This window comes from Enterobacter cloacae complex sp. ECL411 (assembly GCF_021869665.1).
Lineage (GTDB): Bacteria > Pseudomonadota > Gammaproteobacteria > Enterobacterales > Enterobacteriaceae > Enterobacter > Enterobacter intestinihominis.
This window is the reverse complement of sequence record NZ_CP091486.1, coordinates 1-17,899: the sequence shown is the minus strand read 5'-3', so window position 1 is coordinate 17,899 and position 17,899 is coordinate 1. Positions and strand designations below refer to the sequence as shown.

The 17,899-nt window shown below is 55.8% G+C and carries 17 protein-coding genes and 1 other annotated feature; of the genes, 2 read left to right on the top strand and 15 right to left on the bottom strand.

Features of this window, described 5'->3' with window-relative positions:
* Positions 1-102: 102 nt before the first annotated feature.
* Positions 103-513 carry a small heat shock chaperone IbpA gene (gene ibpA, locus L3069_RS00085; RefSeq protein WP_003861094.1) on the bottom strand — a complete coding sequence of 137 codons (411 nt, stop codon included), beginning with the start codon at positions 511-513 and terminating at the stop codon, positions 103-105.
* Positions 507-581: a sequence feature (ROSE (Repression Of Heat Shock gene Expression) occurs in the 5'-region of heat shock genes and acts as an RNA thermometer to modulate expression.), on the bottom strand. Its footprint overlaps the gene before it by 7 nt.
* A 247-nt stretch (positions 582-828) precedes the next feature.
* Here ibpA and L3069_RS00080 point away from each other — a divergent pair.
* Positions 829-1,161 (top strand): YceK/YidQ family lipoprotein, encoded by a 333-nt coding sequence (locus L3069_RS00080; RefSeq protein WP_032622035.1) that lies wholly within the window; start codon positions 829-831, stop codon positions 1,159-1,161.
* On the opposite strand, the gene L3069_RS00075 is transcribed toward L3069_RS00080, so the two are convergent.
* The 8 genes from L3069_RS00075 to L3069_RS00040 form a co-directional block, all read right to left on the bottom strand.
* On the bottom strand, positions 1,158-2,387 hold the full coding sequence (locus L3069_RS00075) for a DUF3748 domain-containing protein (protein WP_074133607.1): 1,230 nt from the start codon (positions 2,385-2,387) through the stop codon (positions 1,158-1,160). The genes L3069_RS00080 and L3069_RS00075 overlap by 4 nt on opposite strands.
* Positions 2,388-2,438: 51 nt before the next feature.
* Positions 2,439-3,776: an MFS transporter gene (locus tag L3069_RS00070; RefSeq protein ID WP_162181318.1), complete on the bottom strand. Its 1,338-nt coding sequence runs from the start codon at positions 3,774-3,776 to the stop codon at positions 2,439-2,441.
* 117 nt (positions 3,777-3,893) lie between these two features.
* Positions 3,894-5,042 (bottom strand): galactonate dehydratase, encoded by a 1,149-nt coding sequence (dgoD, locus tag L3069_RS00065; RefSeq protein WP_063135744.1) that lies wholly within the window; start codon positions 5,040-5,042, stop codon positions 3,894-3,896.
* Entirely contained in the window at positions 5,039-5,656 is a 618-nt protein-coding gene (locus tag L3069_RS00060) for a 2-dehydro-3-deoxy-6-phosphogalactonate aldolase (protein ID WP_038414979.1), read from the bottom strand. Before L3069_RS00060 ends, dgoD begins: the two co-directional genes overlap by 4 nt.
* Entirely contained in the window at positions 5,640-6,518 is an 879-nt protein-coding gene (locus L3069_RS00055) for a 2-dehydro-3-deoxygalactonokinase (RefSeq protein WP_063135745.1), read from the bottom strand. Before L3069_RS00055 ends, L3069_RS00060 begins: the two co-directional genes overlap by 17 nt.
* A complete protein-coding gene (dgoR, locus tag L3069_RS00050) occupies positions 6,515-7,204 on the bottom strand; it encodes a D-galactonate utilization transcriptional regulator DgoR (protein ID WP_003861109.1) in 690 nt (229 codons plus the stop codon). Before dgoR ends, L3069_RS00055 begins: the two co-directional genes overlap by 4 nt.
* A gap of 226 nt (positions 7,205-7,430) precedes the next feature.
* Entirely contained in the window at positions 7,431-8,243 is an 813-nt protein-coding gene (yidA, locus tag L3069_RS00045) for a sugar-phosphatase (RefSeq protein ID WP_023298954.1), read from the bottom strand.
* A 113-nt stretch (positions 8,244-8,356) separates the two neighbouring features.
* The gene (locus tag L3069_RS00040; RefSeq protein WP_038414977.1) at positions 8,357-9,382 is read right to left on the bottom strand and encodes an NAD(P)-dependent alcohol dehydrogenase; all 1,026 of its coding nucleotides are present in this window, start codon (positions 9,380-9,382) and stop codon (positions 8,357-8,359) included.
* Between the two features lie 109 nt (positions 9,383-9,491).
* Here L3069_RS00040 and L3069_RS00035 point away from each other — a divergent pair, with 109 nt between their 5' ends.
* Complete coding sequence (locus L3069_RS00035; RefSeq protein ID WP_038414976.1) at positions 9,492-10,427, top strand: LysR family transcriptional regulator; 936 nt, start codon at positions 9,492-9,494, stop codon at positions 10,425-10,427.
* Between the two features lie 9 nt (positions 10,428-10,436).
* Here the strand turns inward: L3069_RS00035 and L3069_RS00030 are convergent, their stop codons facing one another.
* The 6 genes from L3069_RS00030 to dnaA form a co-directional block, all read right to left on the bottom strand.
* The gene (locus L3069_RS00030; RefSeq protein ID WP_038414975.1) at positions 10,437-10,838 is read right to left on the bottom strand and encodes a hypothetical protein; all 402 of its coding nucleotides are present in this window, start codon (positions 10,836-10,838) and stop codon (positions 10,437-10,439) included.
* Positions 10,839-10,840: 2 nt separating this feature from the next.
* Positions 10,841-11,545 (bottom strand): hypothetical protein, encoded by a 705-nt coding sequence (locus L3069_RS00025; protein WP_022646529.1) that lies wholly within the window; start codon positions 11,543-11,545, stop codon positions 10,841-10,843.
* Between the two features lie 229 nt (positions 11,546-11,774).
* Complete coding sequence (gyrB, locus tag L3069_RS00020; protein ID WP_023298951.1) at positions 11,775-14,186, bottom strand: DNA topoisomerase (ATP-hydrolyzing) subunit B; 2,412 nt, start codon at positions 14,184-14,186, stop codon at positions 11,775-11,777.
* Between the two features lie 28 nt (positions 14,187-14,214).
* Positions 14,215-15,288 carry a DNA replication/repair protein RecF gene (recF, locus tag L3069_RS00015; RefSeq protein ID WP_022646527.1) on the bottom strand — a complete coding sequence of 358 codons (1,074 nt, stop codon included), beginning with the start codon at positions 15,286-15,288 and terminating at the stop codon, positions 14,215-14,217.
* Complete coding sequence (dnaN, locus tag L3069_RS00010) at positions 15,288-16,388, bottom strand: DNA polymerase III subunit beta (RefSeq protein WP_003861122.1); 1,101 nt, start codon at positions 16,386-16,388, stop codon at positions 15,288-15,290. Before dnaN ends, recF begins: the two co-directional genes overlap by 1 nt.
* 4 nt (positions 16,389-16,392) lie before the next feature.
* Positions 16,393-17,787, bottom strand: a complete 1,395-nt coding sequence (dnaA, locus tag L3069_RS00005) for a chromosomal replication initiator protein DnaA (RefSeq protein ID WP_003861124.1) — start codon at positions 17,785-17,787, stop codon at positions 16,393-16,395.
* Positions 17,788-17,899 lie beyond the last annotated feature (112 nt).

The following is a 17,899-nucleotide window of genomic DNA, read 5'->3' as shown; positions in this document are numbered from 1 at the left end:
GTTTATTTTTGTGCGCAGTTGTACCTGCAAACCCTTACGGATTCGCATATGCTCCCTTTACGGCAAGCAATTTCAGGTGGGCCGCAGCCGCGACCCGCTTAATTAATTGATTTCGATACGACGCGGTTTTTTCTCTTCCGGAATCACACGTTCCAGCTCGATAAACAGCAGGCCGTTCACCAGGTTCGCGCCCTTGACGTGGATGTTTTCAGCCAGCTGGAACTTGCGTTCAAAGTTGCGCTCTGCGATGCCCTGGTAGAGGTAGGTTCGTTCTTTCTGCTCGCCCGCATGGGAGCCTTTCACCACCAGCAGATTGTCCTGCGCGGTGATCTCCAGTTCGCTCTCTGCGAAACCGGCGACAGCAATCGCAATGCGATAGTGGTTTTCGTCAACCAATTCAACGTTGTAAGGAGGATAGCCGTTGCTCTGGCTCTGGTTGTTTTCTAAGTGGTTGAACAGACGATCAAAACCAATGGCAGAACGGTATAGCGGAGAGAGATCGAAATTACGCATAGATAAAAACTCCTGGAATCAGCGAGAAAATGTAGCCTTCCACCATGGACAGGCTTCTGCTTCCCCGAACACCCATCAGGCGTGTCCGTTATCGGGTTACATTCTTAAAATGGGTCTGGATACGGCCTTTTCAAGCCTGTTGATGTGAGATTTTTTTGCACTTTGCTGGTTGTCGCATAGACTCAGGGGCACAGCACAAAGGGTTAAATTGCGATGGCGACCACAGTGCGGGAGTTTTGAGCTATCCATTTTGGACGCGCCTCGCTATAACCCTGAGTTGCAGGTCAATGCCGTGCTACTAATGATGACTGAGTGATGATGAGAAATGTTCTGATTAAGCTGGCGACGTTCAGCGGGGTTGTTTTACTTTGCGGGTGTTCGAGCGTGATGTCGCACACCGGCGGTAAAGAAGGAACATATCCGGGGACGCGCGCCAGTGCCGCCATGATCTCTGATGATGAGACAAACTGGGGTACCAAATCTCTGGCGATTCTTGATATGCCGTTTACGGCGGTTGCCGATACGCTTCTGCTGCCGTGGGATATGTTCCGCACCGACAGCTCAGTGCGTTCGCGCGTTGAGAAAAGCGAGCAGGAGACGCTGGCGACTAACTCCGTCATCCCACCCGCAGAGATGACCCCGCGCTAATTCTGTGCGGTTTCCGTTAGCCACAGCTGGCGGAAACCGTCCTTCTCTTCCATCCACGCAATAAAACGTCCGTCCGGGGAAAACACCACAGCGTCAGCAGACGGCGGGTTGCCATGATCGGACGTCAAAAACGTCACCTCTCCGGTCTGCGCATCGCAGCAGGCAATGCGGCCTGCAAGCACAAATCCCAGCCCGTTGCCGGAAGGATGCCAGTTAAAGGCCGACTGAATATCGCTCTCAGCGTGTGTCAACTGACGCGGCTCACCGCCTTCAGGGGAGATAAGCCACAGCTGCACAATGCCGTTATCGTCCCGCATTAAAAACGCAATCTGCGTCCCCTGTGGATTGCTGCGCACCCAGTGGCGCGGCACGTTCACCAGCCCCGGATACGCCTTCTGATGGGTGAAGGTAAGGCGGCGTTGCATGACGCCCGCAGGCGGCGCGGGCATTGTATCCGGCGTCCCCTGCAACGGCGCATCGCCCGCCCGTTTCCAGCCCTGCTCGTCCTTGGGAAGGTCCACAATAAACAGTTCGGGCACTTTCTCGCCTTTCGCAGACACCGTATCGCCGATAAACGCCAGCCTGTCGTTGTCCACCCAGCCCTCTTCATAGGCGCGGTTGATCTCATCGCTGCCCGGTTGCGGGTTCGGCGTTGTCCGGCTTACCAGCACGCTCCAGAAGGTGCCAGCATATTCCCGCGGATGGTTCCCCTGTGGATTTACCGGACCAAAAGGCGCCGCCACCCCGACGTTACGCAAATCCAGCTGCGGATCGCGCGCGTGCAGTACATGGTCGTTGTAGGTAAAGCTGACGAACTGCCCGTTCGGGCTAAAAACGTGAACGTGGCCGCCGCCACGCAGCGCCCCCGCCGTGTAAGGCGCGGTGATATCCATCGCATCAAGATTGCTCACCTGGCCGTTGTGCGCAATCACTCCCTGACGATGGTGAAAATCATACTGCCAGTCTGCATCCGGGTTTTTCGGGCCGTGGATAAAAACATATTTGTCCTGCGCCGGATGAACGGTCACCACGCCGACATGCGCGCCGTCAGTCGCACGGTAGATCACCTCAACCTCGCCCGTAATGACATTGACCCGCTCAATGGTTTTACCGGTAAACGACGCGCCGGACGGGCGGACATCATAGACAAGCCACTGGCTGTCTGGCGTCCAGATGTTGATGTTGGTGAGCTGGTGGTTGCGGGAAGCGAAGGTGATTTGTTTCATGAAAATACCCTGATGCGCGGTTATCGCATCAGGGTAAAACATCCGAAGGGATTAGCCTACTCGTTTCACGTCACCTACCAGCAGGATGTAGGAGAGCGCGCCGATCAGCGCCACGGCAGAGATATACACCAGAGCCGGACCAAAGCCGTAGTCCTGCGCCAGGTAACCGATGACCAGCGGCACGGTGATCCCGCCCAGGCCGCCAACGAAGTTGAATACGCCACCAGTCAGGCCAATCAGCCGCATCGGTGCCAGGGACGACACCAGCGACCAGGTGATGGAGGCAAAACCGTTCCCGAAGAACGCTACCGCCATCAGGGTCATGATCCACACTGGATCGTTGGTGTAGTTCGCTCCCATGATGCAGGTAGAGATCAGCAGTCCGCAGATAATCGGCGTTTTACGCGCAACGCCCAGTGAGAAGCCTTTTTTCACCAGCTTATCCGCCAGCCAGCCCGAGAGCAGGACGCCGAAAAACGCCGCAAGGAAGGGTACGGTGGTCATAAAGCCCGCCTTCAGCGCGGTTATCCCTTTTTCCTGGGTCAGATAGTTCGGGAACCAGGTGAGGAAGAACCACAGCGTGGAGGTCACCGCGAACTGGCCCAGATATACGCCCACCAGCTTACGGTGGAAGACCAGCTTCCAGTCCGCTCTGGTCAGCGGCTGGCGCGCCTCTTTTTTCACTGGCGCATCGCCATCCACCAGACCGCCGCCGTCGCGGATGTAGTCCAGTTCGGCTTTGGTGATGCTTTTGGTCAGACGCGGCGGCTGATAGACCTTAAACCAGATTAACGACCAGATAATGCCGATCCCGCCGGTGACGATGAACACCCAGTGCCAGCTCAGCAGCTCCTGGATCCAGATTAACAGCGGCGTCAGAAACGCCAGACCAACAAACTGCCCGGAGGTGTAAAAACCAACAGCGGAAGCGCGTTCGTGTTCAGGGAACCAGCTGGTCACCATGCGGTTGTTGGTCGGGAACGCGGGCGCTTCAAACACCCCGGTGATGGCGCGCAGGCCTATCAGCGACATCAGCCCGGTGGCGAAGCCCTGGAACAGGGTCGCCACGGACCAGCCCAAAATAGCGATAAAGTAGGTCAGACGTGACCCCACGCGGTCAAGGAACCAGCCGCCGGGGATCTGGCAGAGCGTATACAGCCAGGCAAACGCCGAGAAGACGTAGCCCATTTCCGCTTTGGTGATGCCAAACTCTTCCTGAATATGGGCCGATGCCACGGCGAGGTTGGCGCGGTCGACATAACAGATGACCACGGTAATAAAGATCATGATCAGCGTCAGGTAACGACGATGCCCGGTTTTTGTAGCAGTAACTGGAATATCCATCGCAATCTGTCTCCAGATTTTGGGCATAGCGAAGCCGCTCACCATGCCCTGTAATTTACAGAGGGTTATATTTTTTCTATGTACGTTTTTTTTGCCCGGTGGCGCTTCGCTTACCGGGCCTACGAGAGAGTAGGCCGGATAAGCGTAGCGCCATCCGGCGATTTACCACTCGGCTACGGAACCGTCTTCATGACGCCACAGTGGGTTACGCCAGTCCGGCGCACTTTTACTCAGCTCAATGACTTTGGCTTCGTCGATCTCCACGCCAAGGCCCGGCTTCGTTAACGGTTTAAAGAAACCGCCTTCCATGCTGAAGTCTTCCTTGTTTTTCACAAAGTCGAGCAGCTCCGCGCCCTTGTTATAGTGAATGCCCATGCTTTGTTCCTGGAACACCGCATTACGGGAGACGAAGTCGACGTGCAGGCAGGCCGCCAGCGCAATCGGCCCAAGCGGACAGTGCGGCGCCAGCGCCACATCGTAGGCTTCTGCCATTCCGGCAATTTTGTAGCATTCGGTGATGCCGCCCGCGTGGGAGAGGTCCGGTTGCAGGATCGCAATGCCTCCCGCTTCCAGCACGCGTTTAAACTCGAAGCGCGAGAACATGCGTTCCCCCGCCGCGATGGGAATGTGCGTCTGTTCAGCCAGTTTCGGATAGTATTCCGCCTGCTCGGCCAGCACCGGCTCTTCGATAAACAGCGGGCGATACGGCTCCAGCTCTTTAATCAGCACTTTGGCCATTGGCGCGCTGACGCGGCCGTGGAAATCCAGACCAAACTCAATCTCGTTGCCGAAGGCTTCACGGATTTGCGCCACGGTGTTCACCGCCCGGTCTACCGCGCGCGAGTTGTCGATAACGCCCATCTCTTCGCAGCCGTTGAGTTTGAAGGTGTCAAAACCGATGTTGCGCAGCTGCCGGATACCGTCGATCACTTCCGCAGGGCGGTCACCGCCCACCCAGCTGTAGGCTTTGATTTTGTCTCGCACCTGGCCGCCCATTAATTGCCAGACCGGGGCATTCAGCACTTTGCCTTTGATATCCCACAGCGCCTGATCGATACCGGCGATGGCGCTCATCAGGATCGGACCGCCACGGTAAAATCCCGCCCGGTACATGACCTGCCATAGGTCGTTGATGCGCGCCGGATCCTGGCCAATCAGGTATTCACCCAGCTCGTGAACCGCGGCTTCAACCGTACGCGCACGGCCTTCAATCACCGGCTCGCCCCAGCCAACCACGCCTTCGTCGGTTTCGATTTTCAGGAACATCCAACGCGGGGGTAAACGGTACGTGGTAAGTTTGGTTATTTTCATTGCACTGCCTCTCGATACGCTTTCACAAATGCTGCCGCCTGCTGTGCGGTACGCTCAACGGGCTGTCCGGCACGATAGAGATCGCTGCCCAGCCCCGCGCCCGCACAACCTGCTTTTATCCACTGCACCAGGTTTTCCGGCGTGACGCCGCCCACGGCAAAGACCGGCACGCTGGCGGGTAAGACCGCTTTCAGCGCTTTGATGTAATCCGGACCAAAGGCCGACGACGGGAAAATTTTGAGAGACTGTGCGCCCGCATCGAGGGCGGCAAAGGCTTCTGTGGCCGTGGCGCAACCCGGGCATACGGTCATGCCGTAATCCACCGCCCGGCGGATCACCTCGGGGTTGATATTCGGTGTGACGATAAGCTTGCAGCCCATCTTCGCCAGCTCATCCACCTGCTCCGGCTGTAATACGGTACCAGCGCCAATCAGCGCCTTATCACCGAACGCCTTAACAACTGCCGGAATGCTTTTTTCCCATTCCGGGGAGTTGAGCGGGATTTCCACCGCGTCGAACCCGGCGTCGATCACCGCGCCAACGTGCGCTAAGGCCTCACCGGGCGTGATACCGCGCAAAATCGCGATCAGGGGAAGTTCAGTTTGCCACTGCATGAGCGATGCTCCTTATGCCTGCCTGAAATGCCGTGTCGCCTTCCACCGCAGCAACATCCCGTCCGATAGCGTGGAACGCCTGGCGGTAACGAGACGTCAGCGATGAACCCGCGACGAGCGTGATGGCCTGCTGCCCGGCGAATGCGTCGCTCAGGGTGGCGACTTCGGCGCCAATCAGCAGGCCGGACAGAAATTCGCTGACCTGCTCGCGCGGAAGATTTCCCAGCACGTGCGAGGCGCGAACCTCAAAAAGTTGCGGCAAAACGGCAGGGGATGCGATCCCGCGCTCAAGCCCGGCGGCAAACGCTTCCGGCGAAGGGGTTTGCTCCGGCAAACCGGCCCCCACCAGCGAATGCTTAAGCAGCAAGTGGTGCAGTTCGCCGGTCATCACCGTGCGGAAATCATGAATTTGCTCAGCATCCGCCTGGACCCATTTGCAGTGCGTCCCAGGCATGACGTAGACAGAAGAAGGAGAAAGGGTGCGCGCCCCGAGCAGCTGCGTCTCTTCGCCACGCATCACGTTATGGTTATCGTCGCGAGAGACGCATAAACCGGGAATAATCCAGACATTGTCGCCAACAGACGTTAACTGCTCGCCAACGGCGGTGAAATGCACCGGAACCGACAGGTAAGGCGCAACCTTCCAGCCCACGTTACTGCCGACCATTCCGGCCATCACCACTGGCGTAGTACCGTCGCGCCAGTTTTGTGTCACCTCTGCTAACACCGCTTCGGGGGATTTACCGTTCAGGCGCGTCACACCTGCTTCTGAATGCCTGCTTTCCAGACACTGCTCACCCTGGTAGAGCCAGGCGCGCAGATTGGTCGATCCCCAGTCAATTGCGATGTAGCGTGATGTCATGTGATTTCCTTCAACCTTCGTGTCGAGCTGGCGATCATGGTCAGCGCCGCCTGCTCTGCCGCATCGCCGTCCTGATGCCGTATCGCATCGAACAGCGCTTTATGTTCCTGAAGCGTTTTCGGCATGTTGGCCTCATCGCCCATCCAGGTACGTTCAAATACTGCTCGCTGTAGCGAGCTGATCGCCACGCTAAGCTGCTGTAACACCGGGTTATGCACCGACTGCAGTACCGCCTCGTGGTAGCGAATGTCCGCCTCGTTGAACGCCTCCCGATTCTGGTTATTGGCGATCATGTCGTTTAACGCCGACTCAATCTGTGCCAGGTCACCTGACGTTGCGCGCTCTGCCGCCCAGCGGGCGATGGCCGGTTCCACCAGATTTCGGACTTCGCTCATCGCGCCGATAAGCCGTGGGTCGTAGTCGTTTTCCAGTACCCATTGCAGAACATCGGTATCGAGGTAGTTCCACTGGTTACGCGGCGCAACAAACGCGCCGCGATAGCGCTTCATTTCAATCAGCCGCTTCGCCATCAGCGAGCGGAACACTTCCCGGATGATATTGCGCGAGGTTTCAAACTCCTCGCACAGTTCCGCCTCTGCTGGCAGCGGCGAACCGGGAACGTATTTGCCACCCACAATCTGAGTGCCCAGCGTGATGACAATGCGATCGGTTTTATTGAGTGTCATGGAGAGTCCTTGTGCTCTGTAAGTCCATCACTACTTTACCGCGACCGCTGAATTTCGCCTCACTTTTGCAGTACAAACGTGAGTCCTTTCGCCTTTGCCGTGGTGACAATGTAGTACAATCAATTAATGTTGTACTACAATCCAGATCACAAAAAGAACAATTCGATAAATTCAGCGCAAAAAAAAGCCCCGGTTGATAACCGAGGCTGATGATTACAGACAGCTGTTAGGACAGGACAAATTTCTCAATCGCATAAGCCACGCCGTCTTCCAGGTTAGATTTGGTGACGAAGTTCGCCACTTCTTTCACCGACGGGATGGCGTTATCCATCGCCACGCCCATGCCTGCATATTCGATCATCGCAATATCGTTTTCCTGGTCGCCCAGCGCCATAATCTCCTCAGGCTTGATGCCCAGCGCATCGGCAAGCGATTTGACACCCGTGCCTTTATTGACGCGTTTATCGAGGATTTCGAGGAAGTACGGCGCACTTTTCAGCACGGTGTATTTCTCTTTTACCTCAGCCGGAATGCGTGAGATGGCTTTGTCGAGAACCGCAGGTTCATCAATCATCATCACTTTCAGGAACTGGGTTGCCGGGTCCATGTTTTCCGCTTCGCAGAACACTAGTGGAATGGTTGCAACGTAGGACTCGTGCACCGTGTAGTAGCTGATATCGCGGTTGGCGGTGTAAAGCGTATTGCGATCGAGCGCGTGGAAGTGAGAGCCCACTTCGCGGGAGAGTTTTTCAAGGAACAGGTAGTCATCATAGCTCAGTGCAGTTTGCGCCACCGTGCTGCCATCTGCTGCCTTTTGCACCAGTGCGCCGTTATAGGTGATGCAGTAATCGCCAGGCTGGTTCATGTGCAGCTCTTTCAGGTAGCTGTGCACCCCGGCATACGGGCGTCCGGTGGTGAGCACCACGTTCACGCCTTTTTCGCGTGCGGCGGCGATCGCATTTTTAACGGCAGGAGAGATAGTGTGGTCTGGCAGCAGCAGCGTGCCGTCCATATCGATTGCAATGAGTTTGATAGCCATGAGGTCCCCGGGATAAATGAGTGCTATTTCATGCTAACGCGATTAAGCACACAAAAATAGAGCTACCTTGCGTAACAAAAAGCCCCTTTTATATTTATCCCGGGAACAAGAACTCACTCGCGGGTGAGAACGATTTTGCCAAACGCACCGCGATCCAGATGCTCAAGCGCCTGTTCCAGTTCGTCAAAACGATAGCGATGTTCAATCACCGGTTTTAACTCCGTGACATCAACAGCACGGACGAAATCTTCCAGCGCCCGGCGGTGTCCAACCCCAATCCCCTGAATGACGGGGGATTTCAGCAGCAGCTCGCCAGCAGGCAGGGAAATGTCCGTTCCGGCCAGCACGCCAATAACGGAGATACGCCCGTGAACGGCTACCGCGCGAAGGGAATGTCTCAGGTTCTCCCCACCCACGGTTTCGATAATGTGGTCGATGCCGCGATCCTGCGTCAGTGCCAGCGTATTTTCAGCCCAGTCGCCTTTCAGTCGGTTGATGCCCTGGCTGGCTCCCAGCTTTTTGGCTAGTGCCAGTTTTTCATCACTCCCCGACGTAACAATAACTTCTGCGCCGTGCGCTTTTGCTATCTGCAAAGCGAATAGCGCCACACCGCCCGTGCCTTGTACCAGCACCGATTGCCCGGCGCGTAAATGACCGCGCTCCACCAGCGCGAACCATGCGGTAAGCCCCGCGCAAGGAAGCGTGCTGGCCTCAGCGTCATTCAGGCTTTCCGGGGACGCCACCAGCGCGTTTTCACTCACAATCACATATTCGGCCAGCATGCCCTGGAAGTATCCACCGGACGTTTTATAGGGCAAATCGCGCGCGTCTGCCTGCGGCTTGCCGTCGATCCATTCCGGGAAGAAGGTTGAGATGACGCGTGCGCCGGGTTTGAAACGCGTAACGCCGTCGCCAATGCTGTCCACCACGCCTGCCATGTCAGATGCTGGGGTAAACGGGAAGGAAAGCGGAATCGGCATCGTGCCTTCAATCACCATTTTATCCCGGTAGTTGAGCGCAACGGCATTAACCCTTACGCGAACCTCCCCCGGGCCTGGCTGTGGCACAGGCACCTGAACAAGCTGAAGGCTCTCGCGCCCAAGGGCGTTCATTGACCAGCGCTGCATTGTTTCTGTCATTTTTCTCTCCTGCCATCAAATAAGCTTTAGGACTGACAGTCTACCGTTGACGTTTGGTCGCCAGTGGCGATAAGTTTTCCCATAATTGATGACGCAGTGGATACAATTCATGACCGATACGCTGAAGGATATACCTGTATTTGTGGTCGCCGTTGAGGCGGGAAGTTTTGCGCAGGCCGCCGTCCGTCTGCATTTGTCGCGCTCGGCGGTAGGAAAAAGCATTGCTCGTCTTGAAGAGCGGCTGGGGGTTCGTCTTTTCCAGCGTACCACCCGCAGCCAGAGGCTGACCGACAACGGCGCGCTTTTTTATGAACGCTGCCTGCGCGCGCTGGAGGAGATTCGGGGCGCGGAGTCGCTGCTTGAAACAGGGAAGCAGCAGGTCAGCGGCCGCCTGCGCGTCGCCATGCCGGTTCTGTTTGGTCGCCAGTGCGTCGCGCCACTGCTGATAGAACTGACGCAGGAACATCCTGGGCTTGAGCTTGAAATGTCATTCAGCGACCGCGTGGTGGATCTGGTAGAGGAAGGCTTTGATATGGCGGTACGTAACGGCACGCTGCAGGACAGCAGCCTGCTGGTCGCCAGAAGGCTGGGCGAGCATCGCATGGTGCTGTGTGCCGCCCCGGATTACCTGATGAAGAACGGCCAGCCAGAAAACGTTGCTGATTTACCCCACCACACTGCCATTAACTATCTGCGATCAGGCAGAGTGCTGCCCTGGCAGCTAATGGATAGCGAAGGGAGATCGCACACCTTTACTCCCCGCTCATCGCTCAATATGGATGATTTACAGGCAATCTGCGACGCTGCGCTGGCCGGATACGGCCTTGCGTGGTTGCCCTGCTGGATGGCCCGCAGAGAAATACATCAGGGAAAACTCATCCCGCTTTTAAAGCAGGCACCGGACGTGCGCTTCGACGTTCATGCAGTCTGGCAGCAGACGCCGCATCTGCCGCTGAGGGTAAGAATAGCGATAGATACGCTGGCGAGCCGTTTACCGTCCGTGATGTCGCTGGATATGCCTGCGCCCATAAAAAAGCCGCGCTAAAAGCGCAGATTAACGATCTGATTCATACAGGCAAACCTGCTTACCAGGCGAAACTCTGCTTATAACAGTGAAGTACACATCCTGACTACGTTCTGACGTCCACAGCTCCCCGGCCGGGGCTTTTCTCGCAAAGGAATAGCCACGCAAAACAAGATATTGTTTAAGTGCAGCGGTATCAGATACCCCGCTAAAGCACACCCCAGCGGTGTCCGGCTGTCCATTTGCAGCAGAGTGACTGAAGGTATAATCCGTTGAAAGGCGTGGTGCCTGCTTAATCGATTCTGGGGTGTAAAGATGATAGCGAACCCTATCTGATTCACGGTATGTCATCTCAGGCTCATACGGCAAAAGGAGGTATATGACCGTGACAATCACAATGGCCAGCCCTGAGAATATGGCTAACTTTTTCATGCTCAACGTCGTCCTGAGTGGGTAAAGAAGGAATGATATGTGCCGTTATCGTTAAGAATACGAACAATGTCTGAACTGAAGTTATCAAACGGCGTTACCCACCTCATAAAGCGGGGAAGCGGGCCTTTATAGGGTTCATGCCGGATATTAAGGTCATCAGGGTCGGGAAAAATCAATGGAAGAAAACCCCGGTTCTTGAAATTACCGATCGGTCCGTAATGATCCCAGCGGCGTAGTGCGCTTTCACGACTGACAGGCCGCAACTGAGCCCGGTAATCCGAAGGAATCAGCGCCCTGTAAAAACCGAGCAGATCCGACACCAGGTCTTCTCCGCTGAACCCGCTATCGGTGTACCAACTGAAAAAAGCGCGGGACTGGTAATTTTCAAAATTTCTCGCGGTATCCATCATCATAGCCAGGGCAATGCTGTTAATTTCTGACATCGAGCGCCCACGTTTTATTTCCCAGCGAACAAACTTACCCGTTCCGGCCAGTCCTTTCCCGATATTCATTCTCTGATTGTATGCAATCGTGTAATAAGGTCTGCCACTGGCTTCGCCGCTGCTGAAATCAGCCAGAAGCAGGGAAATATCTTCGCCCCTGGCATGCCCCAGGTCGATCCAACCGAGGACCTCACTGTAGACGAGGCCGCTGCGGGTCGTTACCTGCCATTCATCGGCCCCGATAATATCGCTCCTGCTGCTCATACGGTTTAATCCTTTTTCCGTACCGATTTCAACTTTAACAGACCACCATACTCTTTATCGGGGTATATACTCCTGGGCGAGGATCACATCAATGAGATCGACTTCGTTTTATTGATATTCAAATATAAGTAAAAAAAAGAGAGTGACATCATGTCACTCTCTTTTTTGTTATTAGCCGACTGCATTCTTTATGAGACATCATTTGGAATGAGCCCCACAAAAACAACCGTTAAATATCGATATTCGCCGCTTTCAGGGCGTTCTCTTCGATGAAGGCGCGACGTGGTTCAACCGCGTCACCCATCAGGGTAGTGAACAGCTGATCCGCTGCGATTGCGTCTTTAACGGTGACGCGCAGCATGCGACGGCTTTCCGGATCCATGGTGGTTTCCCACAGCTGGTCCGGGTTCATTTCGCCCAGGCCTTTATAACGCTGAATAGAGAGGCCACGACGGGACTCTTTCACCAGCCACTCCAGCGCCTGTTCGAAGCTGGCTACCGGCTGACGACGCTCGCCACGTTCGATAAACGCGTCGTCTTCGATCAGACCACGCAGCTTCTCGCCGAGGGTGCAGATACGGCGGTATTCCGGACCGGTAACAAACTCGTGCTCCAGCGGGTAGTCGGTATCGACGCCGTGGGTACGCACGCGAACAATCGGCTCGAACTGCTGCTCAGCGTTCTGCTGAACGTCAAACTTCCACTGGCTGCCGTGCTGCTCTTTCTCGTTCAGCTCGCTCACCAGGGTGTTCACCCAGCGGGTGACGGTCTGCTCGTCGCTCAGATCGGCTTCGGTCAGGGTCGGCTGATAAATCAGCTCTTTCAGCAGCGCTTTCGGATAGCGACGCTCCATACGGCCAATCATTTTCTGCGTGGCGTTGAACTCGGAGACCAGACGCTCCAGCGGTTCACCGGCCAGCGCTGGCGCGCTGGAGTTTGCGTGCAGGGTCGCACCATCAAGGGCGATCGCGATTTGGTACTGATCCATCGCCTCGTCATCTTTAATGTACTGTTCCTGCTTGCCTTTCTTCACTTTATACAGCGGCGGCTGGGCAATGTAGACGTGGCCGCGCTCAACGATTTCCGGCATCTGACGATAGAAGAAGGTCAACAGCAGCGTACGAATGTGCGAGCCGTCGACGTCCGCATCGGTCATGATGATGATGCTGTGATAGCGCAGTTTGTCCGGGTTGTACTCGTCGCGACCGATGCCGCAGCCGAGCGCGGTGATGAGCGTCGCCACTTCCTGAGAAGAGAGCATCTTGTCGAAGCGCGCTTTCTCAACGTTGAGGATTTTACCCTTCAGCGGCAGAATCGCCTGGTTCTTGCGGTTACGGCCCTGCTTCGCAGAACCGCCCGCGGAGTCCCCTTCCACGAGGTACAGTTCGGACAGCGCCGGATCGCGTTCCTGGCAGTCAGCCAGTTTGCCCGGCAGGCCTGCCAGGTCCAGCGCGCCTTTACGGCGGGTCATTTCACGGGCTTTACGCGCCGCTTCACGGGCACGCGCCGCATCGATAATTTTACCCACCACGATTTTCGCGTCGGACGGGTTTTCCAGCAGGTATTCGCTCAGCAGTTCGTTCATCTGCTGTTCAACCGCCGATTTCACCTCAGAAGAGACCAGCTTGTCTTTGGTCTGTGAGGAGAATTTCGGATCCGGCACCTTCACGGAGACCACGGCAATCAGGCCTTCACGGGCATCGTCACCGGTGGCGCTGACTTTCGCTTTTTTGCTGTAGCCTTCTTTGTCCATGTAGGCGTTCAGGGTACGGGTCATCGCCGCGCGGAAGCCCGCAAGGTGAGTACCGCCATCGCGCTGTGGAATGTTGTTGGTAAAGCAGTAGATGTTTTCCTGGAAACCATCGTTCCACTGCAGTGCCACTTCCACGCCGATACCGTCTTTTTCAGTAGAGAAGTAGAAGATATTCGGGTGAATTGGCGTTTTGTTCTTGTTCAGATACTCAACGAACGCCTTGATACCGCCTTCGTAGTGGAAGTGGTCTTCTTTGTTGTCGCGTTTGTCGCGCAGTCGAATCGACACGCCGGAGTTCAGGAACGACAGTTCACGCAGGCGTTTCGCCAGGATCTCGTACTCGAATTCGGTGACGTTGGTGAAGGTTTCAAGGCTCGGCCAGAAACGCACCATGGTACCGGTTTTGTCGGTATCACCGGTAACGGCCAGCGGTGCCTGCGGCACACCATGGGTGTAAATCTGGCGGTGAATTTTGCCTTCGCGCTGGATAACCAGCTCCAGCTTCTGCGACAGGGCGTTTACTACGGATACGCCTACGCCGTGCAGACCGCCGGAAACTTTATAGGAGTTATCATCGAACTTACCGCCTGCGTGCAGAACGGTCATGATAACTTCCGCAGCAGATACGCCCTCTTCCGGGTGAATACCGGTTGGGATGCCACGACCATCATCGGTAACGGACACGGAGTTGTCCGCATGGATCGTGACCACGATGTCTTTACAGTGACCCGCGAGCGCTTCGTCGATAGCGTTATCTACCACCTCGAATACCATGTGGTGCAGACCGGTGCCGTCATCCGTGTCGCCGATATACATACCCGGGCGCTTACGCACCGCATCCAGTCCTTTCAGGACTTTGATACTGGAGGAGTCATAAGAATTCGACATCAACGTTTCTCGCTCATTTCAACTTGGGTTAATCCGTTATTTTACCCTTTTCCACGGTAAACATCTTCGAATTTTCGTCCGACATGTCCATAACGTGTTCAGCGCTAATGGCGCTGACGAAAACCTGCGACTGCGTGGCTTTTAAGCGGCTGGCAAGTAGCCCGCGCCGCGCGTCGTCAAGTTCCGAGGCAAAATCATCTATCAGGTACAGGCAGCGTCGCCCACTTTCGCGGGTGAGGAACTCCCCCTGCGCCAGGCGCAGCGCGCACATCAGGAGCTTCAGCTGCCCGCGCGACAGCGTGTCTTCCACCGGCGCACCGTCGGCACGAATGCGGAAATCCGCCTTGTGCGGGCCGTGCGCGGTGTAGGTCAACATGCGATCGCGCTCGAAGCTTCTCTCTAACACCTCGGCATAATCCGTCTCTTTTTCCCAGCCACGCTGGAAAGAGAAGGTGAGAGAGAACTCGGGTAAAAACTGTTTGCAGGTGTCGGCCATGTCTTCGGCGATACCTGCGCTGTATTCGGCACGCCAGCGGCTGATTTGTTCCGCAAGAGGAATTAATTCCATGTCCCACGGACGCAGCTGGGCGTAGCGCGTGACCTGGCGCAATGCGGCGTTACGCTGTTTAAGCAGACGCTTCAGATTGCTCCAGGCGTTAAAGAAACCGGCTTCATTGTGAAAGCATCCCCAGTCGAGGAACGCTCTTCTGTATTTGGGGCCGCCGTTGAGTAAAGTAAACCCCTCCGGCGTAATCAGCTGCATCGGCATCAGCAGTGCCAGCTCCGCCACCTTGTGGCCGTCGGTGCCGTCGATGCGCACCTTGCTGTCGCCCTGCTTGTCTTTGGTCAGGCCGATGGCGGTTTCCCGCTCGGCACCCTGCAAGCGCCCATGCAGCACAAACGCATCCTGCTCGTGGCGAATCACGCGACCAATCTGCAAACTGCGAAACGCCCGGCCATGACCGAGCGTATAGATGGCTTCCAGCACGCTGGTTTTGCCGCTGCCGTTCGCGCCAACCAGGAAATTAAAGCCAGGGGATAAAGCGAGATCCGCGCTCTCGATGTTGCGAAAGTCGCGGATCAACAGACGGGTGAGCGACATTACAGTCTCATTGGCATGACAACATAAGCAGCCGACTGTGATGCGGCATCTTCAATCTGTACGCTCGAAACGGAGTCAGTCAGCAGGATGCGAACGTTCTCGCATTTCAGTGCATTCAGCACATCCAGCACATAGCTGACGTTGAAGCCGATTTCCATCTCAGCCCCGGCGTAGGTGACGTCCAGAATCTCTTCTGCCTCTTCCTGCTCCGGGTTGTTGGCGGTGATTTTGATCTGGTTTTCACTCACGTACAGACGTACGCCGCGGAATTTCTCGTTGGAGAGAATAGCGGCGCGCGCGAACGCCTGCTTGAGGATGTCGCAACCTGCCTCCAGCGTTTTGTCCGGGTTCTTCGGCAATACGCGGCGATAATCCGGGAAACGTCCGTCTACCAGCTTCGATGTGAAGACAAAATCGCCCACGTGGGCACGAATATTGTTGCTACCAATCTGCACGCGCAGCGGGGTGTCGCCGCCGTCGAGCATACGCATCAGTTCAATTACGCCTTTACGCGGTACGATCACCGAATGGTTTGGCAGTGAATCGCCAATCGGCATAGAACAGACCGCCAGACGGTGACCGTCTGTAGCCACGGTACGCAGCTCTTCACCTTCGGTTTCGAACAGCATGCCGTTTAAGTAGTAACGAACGTCCTGATGCGCCATAGAGAACTGCGTGGCTTCAATCAGACGCTTCATCGTCGCCTGCGGCAGGGTAAATTCAACTTCGCTCTGCCAGTCATCCAGGTTCGGGAAGTCCGCAGCGGGCAGCGTGGAGAGGGAGAAACGGCTGCGGCCAGAGCGCACCAGCATGCGGTCGCCCTCCAGCTGCACGGCGATTTCAGCGCCTTCCGGCAGCCCACGGCAAATATCAAAGAATTTACGTGCCGGAACCGTGGTCGCGCCCGCGTCGTGCGGCTGAGTCAGCGTAACGCGCGCGATCATTTCCATTTCCAGATCTGTGCCGGTCAGCGACAGCGTACCGTCAGCGACCTGAAGCAGCAGGTTTCCAAGAATAGGCAGCGTAGGGCGGCCGCCTAATGGGCCACTCACCTGTTGCAGCGGTTTTAATAAATGTTCACGTTCAACGGTAAATTTCATAGCGTCACGATGATAATGTTCTGATTAAATTGGAAAAATCTTCTTTTATGTCGTGGCTTTCTTCGCGTAACTGCTCAATCTTGCGACAGGCGTGCAGCACGGTCGTATGGTCACGGCCACCAAACGCATCACCGATTTCCGGCAGGCTGTGGTTGGTGAGCTCTTTTGCCAGCGCCATCGCCATCTGACGCGGACGCGCCACCGAGCGGGAACGACGTTTAGACAGTAAATCTGCCACTTTGATCTTGTAGTACTCAGCCACCGTCTTCTGAATATTGTCGATGGTGACCAGTTTTTCCTGCAATGCCAACAAATCGCGCAGCGCTTCACGCACAAAATCGATGGTGATCGCACGACCGGTAAAATTGGCGTTGGCGATAACGCGGTTCAGTGCCCCTTCCAGCTCACGAACGTTGGAACGCAGGCGCTTGGCAATAAAGAACGCCACTTCACCCGGCAGGCGAATGTCGTTCTCGTCGGCTTTTTTCATCAGGATCGCGACGCGGGTTTCCAGCTCCGGCGGCTCGATCGCCACGGTCAGGCCCCAGCCGAAGCGGGATTTGAGACGATCTTCAACGCCGTTGATCTCTTTTGGATAACGATCCGAGGTCAAAATGATCTGCTGATTGCCTTCCAGCAGGGCGTTAAAGGTGTGGAAAAACTCTTCCTGCGATCGTTCTTTATTGGCAAAGAACTGGATGTCATCGATCAGCAGCGCATCAACGGAACGGTAGTAGCGTTTAAACTCTTCGATCGCATTGTTTTGCAGGGCTTTTACCATGTCCTGAACGAAGCGTTCGGAGTGCATATACACTACTTTGGCATTGGGCTTACGCGCCATAATGCCGTTGCCCACCGCATGCAGCAGGTGCGTTTTACCGAGACCCGTGCCGCCATAAAGGAACAGCGGGTTGTAAGCACCACCGGGATTATCGGCAACCTGGCGGGCCGCCGCGCGCGCCAACTGGTTCGACTTACCTTCAACGAAGTTATCGAACGTGTGTTTCACGTTAACATTAGAGCGGTAGGTAGGCTCAGCGGGGGCCGGAACGTTATCCCAGCCCTGACGAGCCGGTGCAACGCGAGGCGCTGGAGCGGGCGCCGCCTGTGCAGGGGCTGCCACATTGACAACTTCACGAACGGTTTGGGTGACCGGCTTTGTGCCCACTTCAAAACGCAGCTGTGGGGCATCTGACCCGCAGAAATCGTTCAGCAGTCCATTGATGTTATTAAGGTATTTATCCCTTACCCAATCGAGCACGAAACGGTTTGGCGCGTACAAAGCCAGCGTGTTATCGCTCAGTTCCGCCTGCAATGGGCGGATCCACATACTGAATTCTGTGGCTGGTAACTCATCCTGCAATCGGGCAAGACACTGCTGCCAAAGCGAAAGTGACACGGCGGACTCCACTCGAACAATAAAAGAAAACTATTGAATATTCATGATTGTTGGCGCACATCGACATGACCCCATCAGGGTGATGTGCGAACCGCTATCTGCGGTTATACAC